Consider the following 15,724-nt stretch of genomic DNA (forward strand, 5'->3'; position numbering starts at 1 on the left):
AAAAAACAAAAGCTGGCCGCCGAACATCTTGCCCATCGCCTCGATGAAATCAGGCGCGCGCTTTCTGACGAACGTAACAGCTATGCACCAATGCTAACGCTGCTCGATAACGGTGACTTCGACCTGACAGAATGGGCTACCGGTTTCCTGGAAGCCGTGGGCCCGGATCTCGACCTATGGCTATATCTGTTGCAGGGAAAACGCGAAGCAGGCCAGTTTGGCCTCATTGGCGCGCATGCTGCAGGTCCGATGGGACAAGCCGCCCGAGAATGGATTGCCAAACACGAAGATCACGACCGGCTCAACGATATCGTCTTGAGGCAATGGGAATTCATTCCCAGTCTTCTGCGAACGCTCTATCGCACGAGACTTGCAAATGCGGCCAACTCCAGATGACGCTGCAAACCTCTACATCGCTCACGTATGCGGAGACACACCTTGCCGCCCCGCTTCCGACGCCACCGGCCAAAACCCCTCACAGATTTCGTCGTTTCGTTTGATGCAGCCCGGATCGAGCACGTCATCGCGGCGAACGATATGCGAGACGATCTCCCACCGCTTGTGGTAGCAACGCAGATAACGGCATGCGGTGCAGATTTCATGCACAATACAGCCCACCAGCTCAGCATACTGGCGGGCGACATAGATAGCGAAGTAGCCGCCTTTGAATCGCTCGTATTCTGCGCTTACCGGACCCGCATCGAGTTCAGTTCCATCCCCACGGCAATCGATCCACAGCAGATCACATCAATCTTCCAAGACGGCTTCAACCTATGTGTCGACGCCGTCGAAGAGAAATTGAACCGGCCAATTCGCGCGCTGTTTCAACAACGCCTTTTGCAATATGCCCAAATCGATCACCCAGCACGGGCCCAAGCGGACAAGTTGTTTTCACAGCTCTACGCCGCCGTCAAAGGGGCTTCAGAACCGATCGCTGACTACGGCAAGTGTGATCTGAGCGAGCGCGACATGAGGACGGCCACATTGTTCGTTAACGCATTCTCGATAACGGTGCCGGTTGAAGCTGCAAAAGCGATCCAGGGAGCACTATCCCACCGCGGCTTTGTATAACCCTGCGGCGGCCTCCCATTAATGTCGAAACTGATCCCAGTCTTGCCAGTCAGCTCCAGACGTCCCGCGCTTCACAGCTTGAATGTGAAAGGCCGTCGCAAGCACCATCAACACCACAACGATCGCCGTTGGCGTCGAACGGGTGATGGCATAAATCTGCTGAGCCATATCCAGTGATACCCAACGCGCAAAATGCGCACCGAGGCTAAGCAATTGAAGTGCAGTCGCCCAAAGCGGCCAAATTCGGCGCGCATTAAGCGCGAGAATGCCAAACCCGGCGAAACCCACGACGTCGGTCACCAGTGACCCGAGGTCGACAGCGTCGAAGCGGCTACTCCGCATAAATACCAAAAGCGAAAACTGCAGAACCGCCATCGCCACAACAGTTGCCGCACCCAATCGCTCAGGAACGCCTCCCTTCCAAAGGATAAAAATCAAGGCGACGACGAACGCGACCCAATAGATTTGCCTTAATTCTTCAAGCACCGATGTCCCCTAACCCGGCGTAAATAGACGCTGCAGCGCGTCGGCAACGGCTAAGCTCGACAGCAACATGAGCGAAATGAGTACGGCGATAACGAAAACCAGGACCACCCGCCCCGGCTTCCCGAATCTGTCGTCCACCCAATCCAAGCCGGCCCCATCGCGGTTCGAAATATCAAGCCAATCCCGATATGGTCGAAAACGCCGAGGCTTGGGCAAAACAAACATCGCTTGAGCATCAACGATAATCTCTCCTGTGTCGGCCCCCGTGACCGAGGAGTCCACGCCGAGCGTTATATGTGTGCTTTCTCCACATATGCTGGTCGCCTCTTCAAAGAGACGCGCGGTCTCTTTTCGGTTCGACGTACCCCATTTGTCCCGAACAGCCATAATCCGCTGATCGACGGTATTTGGCGATAGCCCAAGCTCGCGGGCGATCTCTTTCGTCGTTTGATGATGACTGAGCAAAACAAGCACTTCCGTCTGCTTTGACGTCAATTGCGCCAGCAAATCCTGTGCCTTCTGGGGGGTCAGCATAATGCTCGAAATCCAACAGCGTCATCCCCGCGAACGCCGTTCACGCTCCCGCCATGTCGCAAGATATTAACCAAACGAAGCCGCAATGCTTGGTCCTCATGTTCCCGCGCGCGCCATTTCCTATCTTCATTATGGCATAAAACCACATATGAAAATTTTGTAATAGTGGTGGTTTTTTCATATGCGCCACCACCATAGGTCAAATCACTGCACTAATTTTTGGCGTTGATCTCCCATTATATCATCGCGAACATAACACTGAACCCCGACTGCCGGGGGATTGGATTGGACCGCCGCGGGCAACGACGTGCCTCGACGTTCCCGCACCAAAGTGGACAACCGCAACATGTCTCAGGCGATCCCGGAATTCGAAGATGCTCCAATTCCTTTTACGCCTTCCTTAAGGCACGAGGGCGTTCCAGACGTGCACTTTTCGGACCTTAAATCTCTGCTTTCAGCATTCGACGACTTCGAGCGAACCCAGGACACTCGGGGCTTGCCTCTCGAAGCCCTTGAGACGACATGCCAACGCATCCTGGACGCTGACCCATTTGAACCCCTCGCTCTAGCGATGCGCCGTATTCTAGGCCATGCAAGAGAGATCCTCTCGCTAGGCTCCTGATCTGACTCACATAGCTGATGCTTGGCAACGAGAGACGGTATGCTAACCCGAGCGCATGACCATCAATCTCGAACTTGAATCGTTCTATCGTGAAGCCTCCGAAGGCCTCTTGCCGTCGCGCGATCCCAAAATAGAACGCATGAAATGCCAGATCGCAAACTGCGAGCTGGCGATCGAGCCGGTCAATCCGACAAAACTGGCAAAGATGAATGATGAAGGCGAGGAATGGGGTAACGCCGCGTTCGCAACACTACGAGCAAACGGCTTCATCGACCACCATTCTGGACATTTCACATGGACGCGCTTGGACAATGAAAGTCGCGTTCGCGAATTTGAGATTCTTGCTGCAATCGAAGCCGTCGTGTTACTGCGGAGCCAACGCCTCGACATGGAGCCACTTGTTCCATCGTTGGAAAAGCAAATTGAGTTAATCAGGAGTCAGACCGGACGAGCGCACGCGTTGGAAACCTGTGTTCAAGCGCAAATGCTGCTACTCATGCTTGTCGCATCTATGAATGCGACCGAACTATTCCGTGAATATGCCTCGTTGGCCAAATCGAGTTGGGTTTACGCCTGGTCTGCTTCACTAGGGGCAAACGCAATTGAAGCTATGTGCTCTCGTGCAGCCGATATTGTGAAAGCCGTAACCAATCACGACGGATTAGCGGCCGCACGGGCGGTCACAGCCCTGCGCGGCGTTCACCTCGACACTCAATGCGAGGGAAAATCCGGCGTCCCTTTGGCCTAAACGCTAGCACTCACAACATAGGCCTGGGCCGCGTCTCCGGTCTCCACCAGCGGCAACATTATGGGGTGAGCAAGGTGGACTAGTGGGAGTGTCCTGGCCCTCAAATCGGCTTCCCGCACGCGATTGTGATCGGCTATTCTCGATCGATCCAGGATGATCTCCTCGCCGCCAAGCAAAACTTCAGTGATCGATGCTCGGACACTCAGCCATATCGCGATGAGATCCAGTCGCCCATCGGGCAAGCAAAAACCCGACGCCGACCGCAACTCGCGCAACCAAAGCAACCCGCCTGCATCAGCAAGAAGATTCCAGAGAATTCTGAAAAAGGCCTGAGGCAAGAGACGATTAGCTACCTCTCCGATCGTCCGGCGCTCGCCTGCACCAAAGAGCACGGCCAAGCACTCCATCGATTTGAGATAATAGCGCTCATCGCTGAATGCCCAAGCGTTCATCTCGCCGGCGAGCTGGACGAACTTGGCCAATCGATGACCGCTCTCCCGTAACAATCTCGTGCAGCAAATTTCGACGAAAATCTCCAGACGATCGACCCCTGCTTCGATCATGCAGGGCGTCCACAACACGGGCGAAAACGATTTGTGCTGCTTTCTGAGGTAACCGTCGGTCGCAAGCGCATTGAGAACGCCAAGTATAGCGCTGTTTGAGAGTCCGCTTTCAGCGGAGAACTGTTTGGTGACCAAACGCTTCTCCGCGGCGAACTCGCCAGCGAGGAGACGCCGGCGTAAGTCGAGATAGAAATTGAGCGGCTTGTCGGTCGGCATCATTGCCTCAGTCATGGTCTGCAATCCGTAACCGCGATACCGGCTCACTGGCAAGGGCTGCCATACCTCCATTCGATTTGAGTACCACAGCTCCAACTGGATTTTTGGGCGAAGCTGTGGTACTCAAATCGAAAGGATGAAAATCATGTATGCTCCTTATGACGGCTCACCGGAAGGCAATGCGCTCGGATTGCTCTTAGATGCCGAGCGAGATCGCATTGCAGATGTTATGGTTGATCCCTTTGAAACGGCAGATGTTGAGCCTTCGCTTCTTCATCTCATCGTTTTCGTCGTAGCGGCAATCATCTTCCTAGCCCTTTGTGTAATTTACTAAGGGTCGAGGTCTAGTCGCCTCGATCCTTTTCCTCAAACCATCTACGGTTCTGTTTGTCTGTTACCTGTTGGCCGAGATCCACAGCGCCTTGAACCGCCGACGTTCTGTTCGCTTCAGCTGAATCCCGTCGACCTTCAATCGACTGACGACCAGAACTGATCGCCTCCGCAACCTCGTCAGCCAATCCACTGGGGTCCGATTTGTCCCGACGGTGCCCTATCCCTCCGTGGCCGCCTAAGCTCGACCGTAAATCAGACTCCGAAAAGTTACCCGGGCCGTCCACATGTCCGCGCAATTCAGTAGGTGAAATGAACTCATCCCGCACAGGCGCCATAATGCTGTCGACATAGTCGCGTGCAATTCTGTCGACGATCATGTCGCGCGCGCGCATTTGCGTCGGCGTCAAATCCACGGACTGAAGCGATGGCGCGCCAAGGGCCCTGAATTCGGCGCTATGGGCATAGTCCTGATACCGGCTTGCCACGATTTGCGACATGTCCTGCGAGAACTGCGCACCACCGCCTTCTCGGAGTGTCCAGGTCGTACCCAGACTTCGCGATGCTTCCTCGATCTCGGCCAGGTTGTGGTCAATCGATCGAATCTCCTGAACCGTCCTGTCGCGAAACGATCGCGAATCCGAATAGCCTTCGCGCTGCGAGAAGGTGCCCGATCGCGCAGACGCCTCCTCCTGATGCCGAAAGTCTTGGCTAGCCTCCTCACCTTGGCGGCTAACGGACCCCGAACTTACACTGGCGCGGTCGCTACGCGATTGTGAAGCACCATCCGTGAAATATACCCCATCTGATGCATCAACTGAATAGTTGCCAGAAAGGGCGGCGTTTCCAACACCTGCACCGCCAACTTTGCCAATCTTGCTACCCTTTCCACCTCCCTTTGGGCCGCCGCCGGGAAGACCGACAGATCCTCCAAGACCCCATGTTGTATTCTCAGCAGAGCGGTACTGATCCTGCGCCAAGCGAGTAGCTTCAACGCCCTGCCCGATATCTCTGCTGGACCCGACCTGATCAGTTACGCCCTGATTTGACGAGTAGCCTTCTCCCTTGGAACTGCTCGAGCCTTGGGTCGTAGAGTTTTGTGAACCACTCGACGACCGGAACCCCGTCGATTCGCTAAAGCCCATGCTCTCGAGTGCCGCAACGCGCTCCTGGCGAGCATGGGTCAGCTGTGTACGGCGCGTTTCGAGCTCTGACGCGGCCTGGCTGATATCCGCCATCGTCGAACGCGTGACACTCGGATTGAAGCCGAGGCTGCTGATGCCCGGCCGGTTGTCGAAGATCGCAGTCCCATCAGATGTCTGACCAAACTGTGTGCCGTTGGGGTTCGTAAAGGACGAACGCGCGAAACCGCCCTCAAAAGAAGGCGCCGTGTTCCAATGATCGCGCTGCACGACGTTGCCAGTCAGATTTTGATAGCTCTGGTTGCCATAGGCGTAATTGCCGGTAGTCCGTTCGATCGCGGCAGCCTCGGCTGCCGACTGCGCCGGCGCCAGCATAGAGGTCGCCTGGCTCGACACCGCCATGGCCCCGCGCGCCAAGCCGGCCGCCAAGAAGGGAATCGACATCATCAGGAACCCCGCGATCGTCGCCGTGTCCGAGTTCACAGCGTCGATGCCCTCCATCGTCGCCATCGTGAAGCCCGTGGGCGCGGCCGCGGCCATTGCAGCTTCTTCACGCCCCATGATGAACATGTGAAGAACCGCATAGAGCGGGCCCCATGCGGCAAGGTAGAAGAAGCCCGTCAGGTAGCCCTGGAGCGCGCTCACGCCCGACTGAGGCATCAGGAACAGCGGGAAAATGACAGGGAACATCGCGTAGAACACAACCGTAAGCACGATGTTGAGCAGCGGAACCCACGTCATCGCCTGCTGCGCGATCGTCACATAGGTGTTCTTCGCCTGGGTCTCGGCGCGCAGCATCGCAAAGGTGTCCCCGTCAGTGCTGGACAGGTTTGCCCGCGCCTCGAGAAACGCGTCGGTTAGAGCCCTCTGCTGAAAAATCTGAGCGGCCGTCTGACCAACGCCATGAAACTGCGCCGCCACTTCGGGCAGATCGGCTTCCAGCTTGTTCTTGGCCGCCGCAGCGGTGAGATCTGGAAAGATGCTGCGCGCCGCAGTCGAGAGCTCAGTATCAGTGGCTGCAGGAACGCCTGCAGCCCCGGCGAGTGTGTTGTAAGCTGCCTCGCAGGTCACGATGCTGGTTGTGTTGTCGGCATTCCAGAACGTCATAGCGCGCGCCGGCGAGCCTGGTCCCATTGCGGCCAGCACGTCCGCCGAATTCATGACATCGCCAATATCCTTCTGCCCGAGCAAGAAGTCATAGAACAAGCACTGCTTGTCGTACTCGGTCAGATTGGCGTGGACGCGAGGATCGCGGAACTTGAAGTCTCGAGTCTTGTCGTACAGCCGCGCGCCATAAATCATCCCATTCGTCCGATACTCGAGCGTGTCCGGCATCACGAATACGGTCTCTGCCTGCTGGGTGAGCCAATCACCGATCTGGCTTGAAAAGGACGCTATCGCCGCAAGACCTATCGGAACGTTGGCCACGACAGCCGGCGCCAGACCGGGGTTGATCCGATCCGTCACTTTGACGCTCGTGGTCGGGACGATCAGCGCCATGTACATGAGCGTCGACGACAGGAACCACGAGAACCAGGCGCGCCAATTCAAGCTGAACGCCACCACGAGCAGCACGTAGGCAAAACCGATCACCATCGTTACCCGGAGCATGGCCCGAAAACCCCCTCCCCCGGTCCATGCGGCAACCGCGTTGAGGACATTGACGATGTACTCGCCGCCCCCGATGGTGAAGATCTCAAGCATGGATCGCCTCCGTCAGTTCAAGCCCTGGGCAGCCGCCCCAGATCTGAATGAAAGTGCCGCGGACATTTGCGGAGAGATTGTGTTTCGAAGTGTTCGCTCCAAAAACACGGCTCGATCGACAAAGATTTGGGTCCGCTGGAGACGCTCGTTCATCGAATAGCTGTAGCTATCGATGACCGAACTGACGTTCTGCAGCTGGTCGCGCCACTGCTGCAAGGTCGCATCGTCAGCTTCGCTGAACGATCCCTGCGCCTTCTGTACGTAGCTGTAATATTCCCGGACAATCGTTTCGAGCATGTCCATCGCCACGATCTCGGCGAGGCCTTGAATGTCGGCTTCTGTCATCCCTCCGAGCTGGGCTGCCGCGTTGACGGTAATAATCTTGTAGAGAGGGACGCTCGTACCACCGAGAATGCCGACCTCCTCGGCCGTCAGCGCTTCGTTGGTGCGAACCTTGTTCGCCATCGATCGGATTAAGGTGGCGATACGAGGCTGAAGAGCCTGACTGGCACTGATGGTGACGGTATTCGAATACGAAGGATTGAGGCAATCGTCCGTCTCATCGCAGCGCAGAACCTTGGTTTCCGTCGAACCGACCAGTAGAGCCTGGATCAAGTCGCGGTTTCCATGTCCAAAGTACTTGATGGTGCCGTTGGCATCGTCCGAATCGGCCCGCTGGTAGACGATCGTCCCGACCAGCGTCATCAGATATTCCTTGAACTCCCGATCGAACGACGGGTAGCTCTTGTTGAGCATGTGCCAGGTATAGTTGTAGGACTTCGACGGGATGGTATCATCGCCATTCTTATTGAGCGTCTCCGTTCGCTCCCCGCCAGCATTGCAATCCTGCCTCGCCTTCGCCCAATCGGTCGCAAAGCCCTGACTGTTCGCTATTGCCTTGCAGACTTCGGAATCGCGCCCCTGATTCTTACCCCATAGACCAGCAACCAGCCCCTGCGCCGCCTCGCAGGACGAGATGTTCATCTGATTGAGCTTCTCGATCTTCTGAGCCATCTCCTCGATGGTTTGCGAGATCTGTGGGCTGATCGACTTGATCGCCAACTGGAAAGCGAAACCAAGCGCGTTGCTCGCCACAGCTTTGAGCATCGCCACGATCTCGTCCGTATTAATGAACGAAAACGCCCCGCCGAAGATGTCGATGCCGCCACAGCCCGCCTTTACGCTCGGCAGCTGGACGTTGACCGGGTTGATGTCCTTGTTCTTGAAGCGCGTCCAGACGCCGCCACCCGTGTAGTACCCGGCCGACTGGCCCTGAAAAGCCGTCGGACCATATGCGTTGCCGGCACCGCCCATATCGTTGAAGAAATCGTTCAATTCCGTGCCCACATTGGCAAATGTCTGAACGGCGCACATCTGCGATGCTGTAAGCACCAGCACCGCAATCCTCACACGCTTCCGCCACGGGGCGCGCCCGCGCCTGTCGATCCCGGCCATCAGTAATCACTCCCTGGTTCGGTCTGCGTGAGTGTGAAAATCCGGTCCATGACCTCATCAGCAGCCATTAAACCGTAGCCGATCGGAATTGGCCGCTTGGTCTGGGTATCGAACAGAACAAGCGCCGGGACCTGATCTCCCGTCAGCCCCATCTTTCGATATTGGCCGGTGTCGACCACATAGTGCGGAAACTGGTCGTTCGGCCCGCCGTCCATGGAAACGGCAAGAACTTCGAGCCCATACTGATCTGAAAGTGATCGGACGATCGGACCGAAGACACGGCAAGCTGAGCACGCTGACGAGTAGAAATAGAAGACCCCGTAACGCTGCGACAGCTGCGCCATCGTCGAGGCCTTTGCGGCCTTGCGATCCTCCATCCAGGTTCGCTTACCAAGCGAATTTATCGGGCGCTCAAACGTATAGTCGAGCTCCGGATTCTGCCAAACCGTCCTTCCCCAAACATCGGCAAACGTCGAAGCACGATCCAACTGCGCGCGCTGATAATGCATATATGCCGCCAGGTTCTCGGTCGTCGGATTGAGAATGGCCCGCGCCTTGAGTTCATCGAGCTCTTCGCCAATGGCTGCCAATTGCTTGACTGCAGGCACCGCACTCGGCGTCTCTAGCAAGGTTGGATACTTCTCCTTGTCAGGATCACAATAGAACCAGCTCCCTAGCTTTCGCTGCTCACAATAGAAGACATCGCGAACTGGCCCTGTGTCCTCCGCAAAGGTTGGTATCGCCGCGGCCGCCTGCGAGATAATAAGCGCGACCGCCGTCACACCATGAAGCGTTTTACGCATCGTCCGACTCCCGCGTCGTTGTGAGTAGATTGAGAATCATGCTGACGTTCAGAAGGCCCAGGCCCCGATCGATCATTCTGATGCAGCCGCCGTAGAGCGACGTCACAGCGTCGATTCCGTGCGGGGTGAGCCGATACTCGCAGAGCGTTTCGTCACCGCGGCGCACGATCCCTTTGGCGATCATCGTGTCGAGCGCGGCCGATACGTCCGGAACACGCACCTTGCGCTGGAACCAGTCGGAGAGAACCTCCTGCAGGTCTTCATCAGTTGAAATCTTCTGGCGAGAAATCGCATTAGCGACCGCCAGCTCGAACACGCTGAGATCGGGCACCCTTCGGTCAAAATGGATATGAGAAACGTCAGGCATCAACGTCATGACCCCCCGTGCAACTTGTAATATTCCTCGATCTTGTTCTGGATCTCGATCGACGTCTCGACTTCGTCGGGCACCTTCGCCGCATCAACGAACTCGTCATAGACTTCGGTGAAATCCATCTGCGACAGATCGAGTTGCTGAAACTCTTCGACCGTGAAGCCTTCGCAGTCGGGGTTCTTTGCCGTTCCCCAACTCATTGCGAGCTGCGCGCGCCCCTGTTCCTGAAGGATCCGGCTCAACTTGCTTTCAAAGCAGCAATAGCTCTTGCGCTTGCTGGTGCAGACCCCGAGGATCTTGTCGGAACAATATGTCCCGACATAGTGGCACAGCCCCATCCGGTCCTTCACATCGAGCAACTTTTCGTCGTTCGAGCACAGGAACATCGTCAGGAACGGCGTAGCCAGTGCCGCGATCGCCGTGGGCCCGCCCGCGATCGCGGCGGCGCCCGCGGCTGTTGTTATGAGGCCCGAAGTCTTGCCTGCGCAGCAATTGACCAAACCGAATACCGGCTTGTGACACCCTTCCTTGGCCCCATTGAACAGCGTCAGGTTATCTGGGTCGAACTGATCTCGGACATCGCCCATGGTCTGCACCGCGACCATGGCATCCTTGAATTCAGTAGATGCCTGCCGCTCAACCTGCATGCATTCGCCGTTGATGCAATAAAGATCGCCAGCGCACAGATAGGCCTGCGGATTTGTCGTGCCGCTCGCCGGCGTGACGCAGCGATACACGTCATCGTAGACATTGCATGACCCGTCGTCGTTTTCGCTCAGGCATTCCTTGTGATCAAACGTACATTGGGCGTTCGCCTGCAGCTCAGAACAGTCGTTGGCTGCCTTGCGCTCCGTGCACTGAAATGTCCGCGTCCAGGCCCAGCATGGCTGCGTTACGTCGACGCCGTTGATGTTGCGAGTCACCGGATCGCTGTCGCTGCAAACTTCGCTGCCCTGTTCAGCGCACTGCGCGTTGCCGGCGAAAGAAGCACAAGCAGACGTATTTCTGGTGATAACGGCGGGCTTTACCGTCTCGCCCTTCGACATCCAGAACGCCCCTGTCGATGGAACGATGCCCGTAAAATAGGCGGAAGAAGCCGCCGTAAGTCCGGAAATTTCCTGCGTACATTCAAGTATCTCGGTGCTGTAAGAAGAGTCCTTGCAATCGCCTGCAGCCTTGTATCCATAGAGACTCACATTACCACAATAGGAAAACGTTCCTTTGCTTTGACAGGTTCCAGACGTGACATATGAATTGAACAGCGAGCGTTTGGCATATGGACCTCTGTCCGCTGTGTAATAAACCCATGTCGTTATCTTCTCTACTTCAACATTTAGGGTCTCAGTGCACGTTTGCGTGCTCGTGATGATCTGGTCGCCCTCATTACATGTCTCGAAATACGTCGATGATGTCGTGCCGTCATTGGGCAGAGGCTCGCAATTACCGGTCGATCCGCCTGCCGAAAGGCCCGTTCCAACATATGCCTCCGGATCATATTCGATATCCTGAGCCGTGGAGAGGTCGATCGTTGCGGGGTCAAACTCCGGCCGCGAACTGTCGATAACAACACCGTAGTCCGGGTTGGAATATCGCTCGGAAATGCCCGCGTCAGTCAGTCCATCGGGGTCATCGAGATATTTCGACGCGTCAATGGCGGTGCCGCCGTAGCCAGGAACATCATTTTCGCTTCCCTCAGCTACCGCGCCGCTCGCCTGTGCGTCACGAACTGACTTCGCGAAATCTTCGCCCTGCTTGAGCGCGTCCGCCTGCGCCCAGCCAGGAACGGGTGCCAACAGCAAAACTGCTACAACAAAGGCACGCCAACCAGTCATTGCCGCGGTGTCAGGTTGGCAAGAGCGACACGCGCCGCAGGCGCACCAGGCCCCCTGCCCTCAACGAATTCCTGGAGAGCATAGGCCAAGCTGACGTTGCCCGAGATCCTGTCGTGTGGAGGCGCCGGAGTTACGCAGTCAAGCTGATCGCACGGCTCGAAATTCGTCGACGCCGCGACGATGGTGGGTACGCGGTCGACCTTGAACGCCCGAAAGAGCCGCGGATCGATCGCAATGTTCGACGCCGATTTCTGGTCTACTACTCGAGACAGCGCCTCGACAAATGGCTTAGGGCCCTCAGCCGAAAATCCCCGGAAGATCACGACACCGCCAGCTTTCGTCGTATCGGCGATCGTTCGGCGAAGCGATTCCCCTGGCATCGACAAACTCACGAACGCCATGATTAGCGGTGTCGATTTGGGCCCAGCGACGGTGCTCTTCGCGCCTGCCACCAGCTCATCCAGATTTACCGGACCTTCGCTCTTACCAATCGCACTCACATCAAGATCGGCGATCCGATCCCGGGCATTGTCGACCACCTCTCGTGCCGCAGCGGCCGGTGGATCGCCTTGGCCAGTGACGAAGTCGAACACGTCCTGCGCGTCCTGACGCCCGTTTTCCGCGCGCTTCTCCACAGCCTGCAAATCAAGCCCGTCGATCGTCTGCGCCAGTGCAGCGCTCACGATCCCGATCGCCAATACACCGCCAAGACCAACCATCGATTTGCGCATTTTCGTCCTCACAACACGCAGCAGTTACGCTTGCGCCAAAGTAGAAAGCCCATGTCTTCACCAGTCACTGGGTAAGTCCTCGCGGCACCGGGCAGCAAAACCGAACCGCCGATCGGGGAACAGGCCTCGCGCCCCGACACCATTGGCGTCGGGTTGACTTGCTGCAGCCGGTACTGACTCTTTTTGAGGATCGGCATGACATACTTACCGCACAGCGCCTTCGAACCCATCGTTCCCCATGCAAGCGCTTGGCGGTGCATCTTGTAGACCATGCGCTCTGCCGCCAATCGTCCCGACTGGGTCATACCCACGCTCGCACCCACGTTCCCGTTGAGCGGATACATCGACCCCTGGCAGCCATCACACCAAAACAGTTCATTGAGCGGCAGATGTGCCGTCGCGGCCACGCAGTCGGCCGCGCAAGCCGCCTGAGCTAATGGATTTGCAAAGATCAACGCCTCCGGATTAATCAGCGTCGTCAAGGTGTCGTCCTGCCAAAGCGGATCGATCTCGGTCATGTAAGCGATGTCGAAGCTGGCCTGTTCGAAACACACGAAATCCGTCAGGATCTCCAGCCAATAAAGCAGTGGATAGACGTAGTAGTGGACATGATACTTCGCCGTGTCAGTCCCGCCGTTCGAGCCCACATTGGCGGCATATCCACTGCCCATGGTCAAACCCGGTGACAACTTGATCCCACCCAGGTTCGGAAAACAGAAAGGCTTCGTCGTCACATCAATCAGGCGTGCCGGCTCCCAAAAACCCATTGCGACGCCAATGCGCGGAATGGGTGATCCGCACAGGCAGATGGGCGAGCTCGGATTGCTGGTGTCCGCTCGCGAAGAAGGCCAAATTCGCAGACCGCCAACGGATAGCGGGAACATGCACCCCCAGCACACATCAGTGATCGGATTGACAAAGCTTCCTGAGCAACTGCCTGTCGGAACTTGCGCGCGCGCCGCCCCGGGGATGATCAGGAGCAGGCCGAGAATGGCTTGGACAATCCACCTAGGCATCGTCATCGCAGCCGTCCCCGGAGAACAAATAGGCGTCGTCCGCTGCATTTTTCGCTCGAGCCCAAAAGAGGCCCTGGACGAGCACGAAGGCGCCGAGACCGGCAAACAACGCAGCCGCACCTAATTTCGAAACCGATACCGCAAGCGGCCACAGCCAGGTCAGGATAGCGACAGCGACGAGCGCTCCTATGAGCCGGCGTCGCGCAGAGCGAAGTTGACGCGTTTCCGGCGCCGCCATCGGATACGGCATATGCTTTTCGATGAACTTCCTCATGACCCCTGCCCCGGCTTGAGTGCAACTTCACGCACGATGAGTAGCTTGCCCTTTTGCTCGACGAGCGCAGGCGTATGTTCGATGCCGAACTTACCGGTGAGCGTGCCAGCCTGGTCGAAGTAGAACCGGCGCTGCTTGGCCTTCATGAGATCAAACGGAGACCCGCTGACCATGATGATCTTTGCTGCGCGTTCATCGCCCTGTCCAAGGGCCCACGACACCTGGGCTTCGTCGTCACCATCAATGAACAATAGCTTTTCGGACATTGTAATCTTGTCGAGGGGATTGATCCGCTGACCAGCCACCGCGATCAGGTTGCCCTTGGCGTCCCTAATGTCGCTCTCTAGAGTGATGGTCGGATCATATTCCCAAGTACGGCTCTCCGTAGCCGCGACCATCCCGGCGACAGGCGTTGGCCGCATGACTTTTGCCTTCACCCGCTCAGCGAAACGTGCGTTCAACTCGTCCAGCTTTCCGCTGGCCTTCGCCGCTTCGAGCTTCGCCTTGATCACGTCGAGAAAATCTGGCTCGATGATCGGCCATGCCTCGCCCACTTGCCCATGATCCACGGCCATCGCCGCGTGGAGGCCCGGCAAGCCTGCACCGCCGATCGCACCAAAGAGAGCGACTGCCGCGAGTGACCGAATCCTCACAGCACCGGGCTCCCAACGCCAGCAATGCGGTCACGGCACACAAAGCCTATCTCCGCATATCGGCTATCAAACCCGTCCTTGTGACCACTTCCTGCATAGACGCACCCATCAGGAATGCGGCCAGTCGGCCCCGCGGCCAGCGGGTCTCCCTTAAGTGTGAATGGCTTGAGCCGAGCGACCTTGTGACCGTTCACCAGGACGTCGCGGCCAACGTGCTCGACAACGTCACCGGGAACCCCATACGCAATCTTGGCGAACGCCGGCGGAGGACTTCCGAAATACTTGAGGACCATTGGATCGCGGCCCGGGTTGAAGATCACATAGTCCCCCCGGTGCGGGAATTGTCCTGCGGAAACCAGAAAGGCCCAATTGGGAAGCGACCCGCTTTCATTGATCATGAAGGCGTGCGTCCGGCTCCAATGGGAGAGCGACTGGCCGGCTACAGCAAGAACACACAGCCCGCCGATCGCCGCCATCTTGGCCCGAAACGACAACCGAACCGGCCGCGCCTTATTGTCTATGACGATCGTCACCGTGACCTCCGTTGCTGGCCATGAAGGATTCCATGCCCTGCTGTACCGGCGTTATGGCGGCCACCTTGGGCATGGGCACCTGGGCATAGACCTCGCTCTTCACTTGCGCTGTGATGTCCGGGATATCGCCGCCGACGATCGCTTCGTTCACCAGCACGATGCGGCCATCCTGGCCTGCGGCAGCCACAGCCTTGTCGAGCACCGCCATGAATTGGGCCGTCTGCTGCGCGGCCGTGCGATCGTCGCTCCCAGACCGGGCTTGCGCCTGAAGATACTCGGCTATCACACCCTGGAGTTGAAGCTTAACGAACCTGTCTTTACCCATGCCGTCATCGAGGAGGCTCTTCGTCACCCAGGCGCCCCAGACAAGGCAAACGGCCAAGCCGACAACCAGAGCGGCATCTTTCAGCTTCAGTCCCCCGGAATTTTTTGGCCGCTTCGCTCCCCGAGCAGACGCGCTGGCCGACGATACAGGTGCGCTTCTATGCTTCGCAACCAGCCCGTCTTCGGGAGAGCTCGCAGATCCGGCGCCGAGCTGGACTGCCATCGCTGAGGCATCCCCCCGGGAAGCTTCATCCTCGATGGCGCACGATGCTCCAGCATCCGCAGCAACATCCCCCTCTCTACCGCCTAGCAGG

General features: G+C 57.4%; 17 protein-coding genes and 1 pseudogene. 4 read left to right on the forward strand and 14 right to left on the reverse strand.

Annotated elements, in window-relative coordinates; all coding sequences use genetic code 11:
* Window positions 1-396: pseudogene (locus tag IEX64_RS16030) on the forward strand (UPF0149 family protein); the annotation flags it as partial.
* Between the two features lie 42 nt (window positions 397-438).
* Complete coding sequence (locus IEX64_RS16035) at window positions 439-1,071, forward strand: hypothetical protein (protein WP_141521624.1); 633 nt, start codon at window positions 439-441, stop codon at window positions 1,069-1,071.
* Window positions 1,072-1,089: 18 nt separating this feature from the next.
* On the opposite strand, the gene IEX64_RS16040 is transcribed toward IEX64_RS16035, so the two are convergent.
* Together IEX64_RS16040 and IEX64_RS16045 are read right to left on the reverse strand one after the other, a co-directional pair.
* Entirely contained in the window at window positions 1,090-1,557 is a 468-nt protein-coding gene (locus IEX64_RS16040) for a hypothetical protein (protein WP_098108345.1), read from the reverse strand.
* 9 nt (window positions 1,558-1,566) lie between these two features.
* On the reverse strand, window positions 1,567-2,091 hold the full coding sequence (locus tag IEX64_RS16045; protein ID WP_098108346.1) for a helix-turn-helix transcriptional regulator: 525 nt from the start codon (window positions 2,089-2,091) through the stop codon (window positions 1,567-1,569).
* A gap of 677 nt (window positions 2,092-2,768) precedes the next feature.
* Between IEX64_RS16045 and IEX64_RS16050 the strand changes: the two genes are divergently transcribed.
* Window positions 2,769-3,461 carry a hypothetical protein gene (locus tag IEX64_RS16050; RefSeq protein WP_141521625.1) on the forward strand — a complete coding sequence of 231 codons (693 nt, stop codon included), beginning with the start codon at window positions 2,769-2,771 and terminating at the stop codon, window positions 3,459-3,461.
* On the opposite strand, the gene IEX64_RS16055 is transcribed toward IEX64_RS16050, so the two are convergent.
* Window positions 3,458-4,255 (reverse strand): hypothetical protein, encoded by a 798-nt coding sequence (locus IEX64_RS16055; protein WP_098108347.1) that lies wholly within the window; start codon window positions 4,253-4,255, stop codon window positions 3,458-3,460. The genes IEX64_RS16050 and IEX64_RS16055 overlap by 4 nt on opposite strands.
* A 130-nt stretch (window positions 4,256-4,385) precedes the next feature.
* Here IEX64_RS16055 and IEX64_RS16060 point away from each other — a divergent pair, with 130 nt between their 5' ends.
* The gene (locus IEX64_RS16060; protein WP_141521626.1) at window positions 4,386-4,574 is read left to right on the forward strand and encodes a hypothetical protein; all 189 of its coding nucleotides are present in this window, start codon (window positions 4,386-4,388) and stop codon (window positions 4,572-4,574) included.
* Between the two features lie 10 nt (window positions 4,575-4,584).
* On the opposite strand, the gene IEX64_RS16065 is transcribed toward IEX64_RS16060, so the two are convergent.
* The 11 genes from IEX64_RS16065 to IEX64_RS16115 form a co-directional block, all read right to left on the reverse strand.
* Window positions 4,585-7,416, reverse strand: coding sequence for a conjugal transfer protein TraG N-terminal domain-containing protein (locus tag IEX64_RS16065; protein ID WP_098108348.1), 2,832 nt, complete (start codon window positions 7,414-7,416; stop codon window positions 4,585-4,587).
* A 12-nt stretch (window positions 7,417-7,428) separates the two neighbouring features.
* On the reverse strand, window positions 7,429-8,871 hold the full coding sequence (locus IEX64_RS16070; RefSeq protein WP_098108349.1) for a conjugal transfer protein TraH: 1,443 nt from the start codon (window positions 8,869-8,871) through the stop codon (window positions 7,429-7,431).
* A complete protein-coding gene (locus IEX64_RS16075) occupies window positions 8,871-9,674 on the reverse strand; it encodes a conjugal transfer protein TraF (RefSeq protein ID WP_098108350.1) in 804 nt (267 codons plus the stop codon). The genes IEX64_RS16070 and IEX64_RS16075 overlap by 1 nt, the downstream gene beginning before the upstream one ends.
* The gene (locus tag IEX64_RS16080) at window positions 9,667-10,050 is read right to left on the reverse strand and encodes a hypothetical protein (protein ID WP_141521627.1); all 384 of its coding nucleotides are present in this window, start codon (window positions 10,048-10,050) and stop codon (window positions 9,667-9,669) included. Before IEX64_RS16080 ends, IEX64_RS16075 begins: the two co-directional genes overlap by 8 nt.
* Window positions 10,047-11,879, reverse strand: a complete 1,833-nt coding sequence (locus IEX64_RS16085) for a conjugal transfer protein TraN (RefSeq protein WP_188821194.1) — start codon at window positions 11,877-11,879, stop codon at window positions 10,047-10,049. The genes IEX64_RS16080 and IEX64_RS16085 overlap by 4 nt, the downstream gene beginning before the upstream one ends.
* Complete coding sequence (gene trbC / locus IEX64_RS16090; protein ID WP_098108395.1) at window positions 11,876-12,610, reverse strand: type-F conjugative transfer system pilin assembly protein TrbC; 735 nt, start codon at window positions 12,608-12,610, stop codon at window positions 11,876-11,878. Before trbC ends, IEX64_RS16085 begins: the two co-directional genes overlap by 4 nt.
* Before the next feature lie 8 nt (window positions 12,611-12,618).
* Entirely contained in the window at window positions 12,619-13,632 is a 1,014-nt protein-coding gene (gene traU / locus IEX64_RS16095; RefSeq protein ID WP_373290160.1) for a conjugal transfer pilus assembly protein TraU, read from the reverse strand.
* Window positions 13,619-13,900: a hypothetical protein gene (locus tag IEX64_RS16100; protein WP_098108353.1), complete on the reverse strand. Its 282-nt coding sequence runs from the start codon at window positions 13,898-13,900 to the stop codon at window positions 13,619-13,621. Before IEX64_RS16100 ends, traU begins: the two co-directional genes overlap by 14 nt.
* On the reverse strand, window positions 13,897-14,475 hold the full coding sequence (gene traW, locus IEX64_RS16105) for a type-F conjugative transfer system protein TraW (RefSeq protein ID WP_098108397.1): 579 nt from the start codon (window positions 14,473-14,475) through the stop codon (window positions 13,897-13,899). Before traW ends, IEX64_RS16100 begins: the two co-directional genes overlap by 4 nt.
* A 74-nt stretch (window positions 14,476-14,549) precedes the next feature.
* A complete protein-coding gene (locus IEX64_RS16110) occupies window positions 14,550-15,086 on the reverse strand; it encodes a S26 family signal peptidase (protein WP_229710484.1) in 537 nt (178 codons plus the stop codon).
* The gene (locus IEX64_RS16115; RefSeq protein WP_098108399.1) at window positions 15,064-15,633 is read right to left on the reverse strand and encodes a TrbI F-type domain-containing protein; all 570 of its coding nucleotides are present in this window, start codon (window positions 15,631-15,633) and stop codon (window positions 15,064-15,066) included. Before IEX64_RS16115 ends, IEX64_RS16110 begins: the two co-directional genes overlap by 23 nt.
* Window positions 15,634-15,724: the final 91 nt, after the last annotated feature.

Source organism: Novosphingobium indicum, assembly GCF_014645195.1.
Lineage (GTDB): Bacteria > Pseudomonadota > Alphaproteobacteria > Sphingomonadales > Sphingomonadaceae > Novosphingobium > Novosphingobium indicum.